A 4,126-nucleotide genomic window follows, 5' to 3' on the forward strand; every position below is an offset into this window, starting at 1 on the left:
GGCCCGGGCGGCGGCCAGCTCGGCCACCAGCCGCTCCAGTTCGAGACGCTGCGCGGCCCGCGCCCGGTCGGCGCAGACCGCCTCCCAGGCGTTGCCCCGGGCGGTACGGGTGCGGCCGTCGCCCGCCACCGCGCGTTCCAGCGTGTGCACCACACCGACGGCGAGGGAGGCGACGGTCCGGGAGATGGTGGTCAGGCCCATGGTCTGGCTCGGCCCGTTGACACTCACTGGTTCACCCCGCACGAGTTCGTTGGTGACGGTCGGCAGCCGCCTCGTCGAGTCTGCCCTGAGACGATGCTGCCGGGCTCACGTTTCGGCGCCGTGAAGCCCAGGTCAACGGTCCGACAGAGGGAGCGACCTGGGCAGGGGCGGAGGTCCTTGAGCTTGGTCACAGTCGCCCGGGACCCGGCCCGGCTGCGGCGCGGCAGCGGCCGTGGTGAGATAGGGCATGGGCGACGATCGATACTCACGGTGGCGCTGCGTGACACCGCGTTCACCAGAAGTCGGCCATCATGCCACAGCCCGTCTGGTGAGGTGCGCCATACCCCCCGGCACGTGTCGCCAGGTGGCGCCCCCTAGCATCGGCCCATGACACCCGGAGAGGGGAGTCCGTTGGTGACTGCTGAGCATGCGCACGCGGAGGGGGACGACGCCGCAGGGGCGCCGTCCGCAGGCGTGCTCGACGAGATCCTGGCCGGCGTCCGTGAGGACGTGGCCCGGCGCCAGGAGCAGGTTCCGCTGGAGCGGATCCGCGAGCTGGCCGCGGCCGCGCCGCCGCCGCTCGACGCGTACGCGGCGCTGCGCCGGCCCGGCGTGGCCGTGATCGCCGAGGTGAAGCGCTCGTCGCCGTCCAAGGGGCGGTTGGCCGAGATCGCCGATCCGGCCGACCTGGCCGGTGACTACGCGGCCGGCGGCGCGCGCGCGATCAGCGTGCTCACCGAGGGCCGCTGGTTCGGCGGGTCGCTGGACGACCTGGCCGCGGTGCGGGCCGCGGTGAACGTGCCGGTGCTGCGCAAGGACTTCGTGGTCTCCAGCTACCAGGTGCACGAGGCCCGGGCGCACGGCGCCGACCTGGTGCTGCTGATCGTCGCCGCGCTGGAGCAGAACGCGCTGGTCGGGTTGCTGGAGCGGATCGAGTCGCTGGGCATGACCGCGCTCGTCGAGGTGCACACCGAGGAGGAGGCGGACCGGGCCCTGGAGGCCGGCGCCCAGGTGATCGGTGTCAACGCCCGCGACCTGCGTACCCTGGAGGTCGACCGCTCGGTGTTCGAACGGATCGCGCCCGGCCTGCCCAGCAACGTCGTCAAGATCGCCGAGTCCGGCGTGCGTGGTCCGCACGACCTGATCCGCTACGCCTCGGCCGGCGCCGACGCCGTCCTGGTGGGCGAGGGACTGGTCACCCAGAAGAGCCCCCGTGAGGCGGTCGCCGAGCTGGTCAACGCCGGCAACCACCCGGCCACGCCCCGCCCGGTGCGCTGACCCGCGCCGGGCCACCCGACCCGAGAGGACGCCCGCGATGAGCGCCGCACCCGCAGCCGGCCAGGTCCCCGACGCCGCCGGCCACTTCGGCCGGTTCGGCGGCCGGTTCGTTCCCGAGGCGCTGGTCGCCGCGCTGGACGAGCTGGACGCGGCGTACCGGAAGGCGATGGGCGACGAGGAGTTCCTCGCCGAGTTCGACGCGCTGCTGCGCGACTACGCCGGCACCCCCTCGAAGCTGTACGAGGCCCGGCGCCTGTCCGCCCAGCTCGGAGCCCGGATCCTGCTCAAGCGGGAGGACCTCAACCACACCGGCGCCCACAAGGTCCGCAACGTGCTCGGCCAGGCGTTGCTCACCCGGCGGATGGGCAAGCGGCGGGTGATCGCCGAGACCGGCGCCGGCCAGCACGGCGTGGCCACCGCCACCGCCGCCGCGCTGTTCGACCTCGAGTGCGTGGTCTACATGGGCGAGGTGGACACCGAGCGACAGGCGCTCAACGTCGCCCGGATGCGCATGCTCGGCGCCACCGTCGTTCCGGTGACGACCGGCTCGCGCACGCTCAAGGACGCGATGAACGAGGCGATGCGGGACTGGGTCGCCAACGTCGACACGACCCACTACCTGATCGGCACCGCCGCCGGCCCGCACCCGTTCCCGGAGATGGTCCGGGACTTCGTGCGCGGCATCGGCGTCGAGGCGCGCCAGCAGTGCCTGGACCTGACTGGCGCGCTGCCGGACGCGGTCGCCGCCTGCGTCGGCGGCGGCTCCAACGCGCTGGGCATCTTCCACGCCTTCGTGCCCGACACCGGGGTCCGGCTCTACGGCTTCGAGGCCGGCGGCGAGGGCGTCGCGACCGGCCGGCACGCGGCCAGCATCACCGGCGGCTCGTCCGGCGTGCTGCACGGCACCCGCACGTACGTCCTGCAGAACGCCGACGGCCAGACCATCGAGTCGCACTCGATCTCGGCCGGTCTGGACTACCCGGGCGTCGGGCCGGAGCACGCCTGGCTGCACGACACCGGCCGGGCCACCTACCTGCCGGTCGACGACGCCGAGGCGATGGCCGCGTTCGAGCTGCTCTGCCGCACCGAGGGCGTGATCCCGGCGATCGAGAGCGCGCACGCGCTGGCCGGCGCCAAGCGGATCGCCCCGGAACTCGCCGCCGAACTGGGCCGCGAGCCGGTGATCGTGGTCAACCTCTCCGGTCGGGGCGACAAGGACGTCCACACCGCCGGGGCGTACTTCGGCATCCTCGACAAGGAGTGACAGCGTGAGCCGCATCGGGGTCGCGTTCGACAAGGCCCGGGCCGACGGGCGGGCCGTGCTGATCGGCTGCATGCCGGCCGGCTTCCCGACCGTCGAGGGCAGCATCGCCGCCATGAAGGCCATGGTCGAGGCGGGCGTGGACGTCATCGAGGTGGAGATCCCCTACTCCGACCCGGTGATGGACGGCCCGGTCATCCAGAAGGCCAGCGACATCGCCCTGGCCGGCGGCGTACGCACCGCCGACACGCTGCGCGTGGTCGAGGCGGTCGCCACGACCGGGGCGTCGGTGGTGACGATGACCTACTGGAACCCCATCGAGCAGTACGGCCCGGACGCGTTCGCCCGCGACATGGCCGCCGCCGGCGGCACCGGCCTCATCACGCCCGACCTGATCCCCGACGAGGCCGCCGAGTGGCTGGCCGCCTCCGAGGCACACGGCCTGGACCGGACGTTCCTGGTGTCGCCGTCCTCCACCGACGCGCGGCTGCGGATGACCGTCGAGCACTGCCGTGGCTTCGTCTACGCCACCGCGATCATGGGCGTCACCGGCGCCCGGTCGCATACCTCCGAGGCCGCCCCGGTCCTGGTCTCCCGACTGCGCGAGGTCACCGACATCCCGGTCGGGGTCGGACTGGGCGTGGGCACCGGTGCGCAGGCCGCCACCGTCGCCGGCTACGCCGACGCGGTGATCGTGGGCAGCGCGCTCGTCCGGTGCGTGCTCGACGCCCCGGACCAGGCCGCGGGCCTCACCGCGTTGCGCAAGCTCAGCGCCGAACTGGCCGAGGGCGTCCGCAACCCGGTCCGCTGAACCGTCCTCGCCGGCCGTCCGGCACGTGCCGGTCGCGCGTCGGCTCGGATCGGGCGCCCATCGGCCTGATGCCGGGCGCCCATCGGCCTGATGCCGGGCGCCCATCGGCCTGATGCCGAGCGCCCGTCGGGCTGATGCCGGGCGCCCGTCGGGTCTCCGCGCTCGCGCCGGACACCGGTCCGGCTGGCGCCGAGCGCGTCGATTCCGCGGCGCCCGAGCTCGGGCCATCCCCGCCGCACGCCTGTCGAGCTGAGTCGTTCGTGATATCGCGCTGCCCCCCGGGGCGCAGCCGGCCGCCTCCATACGCACGATCGACACCACCCCGCCGGGAAGGCGCTGCGTGCCTCACCCAGATACCGCCGGCCCGACGAGGTGGCGTCAGGTCCGGTGCGGTCATGTGATGTCCGCCGTCCCGTGCAGGTGCCCGTCCGCCGAGTCGTTGCTGATATCAGCTCGACAGGCGCCGGGAAGAGATCCAGCCCGGCCGTGCGGTCGAGACGGCCCTGTCGCGCCGACGGCCCGACCCGCCACGGTGGCGGCTCGCCACGCGCCGGCCGGCACCTCGCGCCGGCCCC

General features: G+C 73.9%; 4 protein-coding genes. 3 read left to right on the forward strand and 1 reads right to left on the reverse strand.

Translation table 11 applies throughout. The features are described from left to right. A partial coding sequence (locus tag HUW36_RS27130; RefSeq protein WP_174530739.1) for a hypothetical protein occupies nt 1-201 on the reverse strand: 201 nt, incomplete at its 3' end. Nucleotides 202-675: 474 nt separating this feature from the next. On the opposite strand from HUW36_RS27130, the gene trpC reads away from it, so the two are divergent. Genes trpC through trpA form a run of 3 tightly spaced genes read left to right on the forward strand, consistent with a single transcriptional unit; the run spans nt 676 to nt 3,551 of the window. Further along, nucleotides 676-1,479: an indole-3-glycerol phosphate synthase TrpC gene (trpC, locus tag HUW36_RS27135; RefSeq protein WP_172968088.1), complete on the forward strand. Its 804-nt coding sequence runs from the start codon at nt 676-678 to the stop codon at nt 1,477-1,479. A 37-nt stretch (nt 1,480-1,516) separates the two neighbouring features. Continuing rightward, complete coding sequence (gene trpB, locus HUW36_RS27140) at nt 1,517-2,743, forward strand: tryptophan synthase subunit beta (RefSeq protein WP_098748080.1); 1,227 nt, start codon at nt 1,517-1,519, stop codon at nt 2,741-2,743. Nucleotides 2,744-2,747: 4 nt separating this feature from the next. After that, complete coding sequence (gene trpA, locus HUW36_RS27145) at nt 2,748-3,551, forward strand: tryptophan synthase subunit alpha (protein ID WP_174530738.1); 804 nt, start codon at nt 2,748-2,750, stop codon at nt 3,549-3,551. The last annotated feature ends 575 nt before the right edge of the window (nt 3,552-4,126 follow it).

The sequence above is a fragment of the Micromonospora maritima genome (genome assembly GCF_902825405.1).
In the GTDB taxonomy this organism is placed as follows: Bacteria; Actinomycetota; Actinomycetes; order Mycobacteriales; family Micromonosporaceae; genus Micromonospora; species Micromonospora maritima.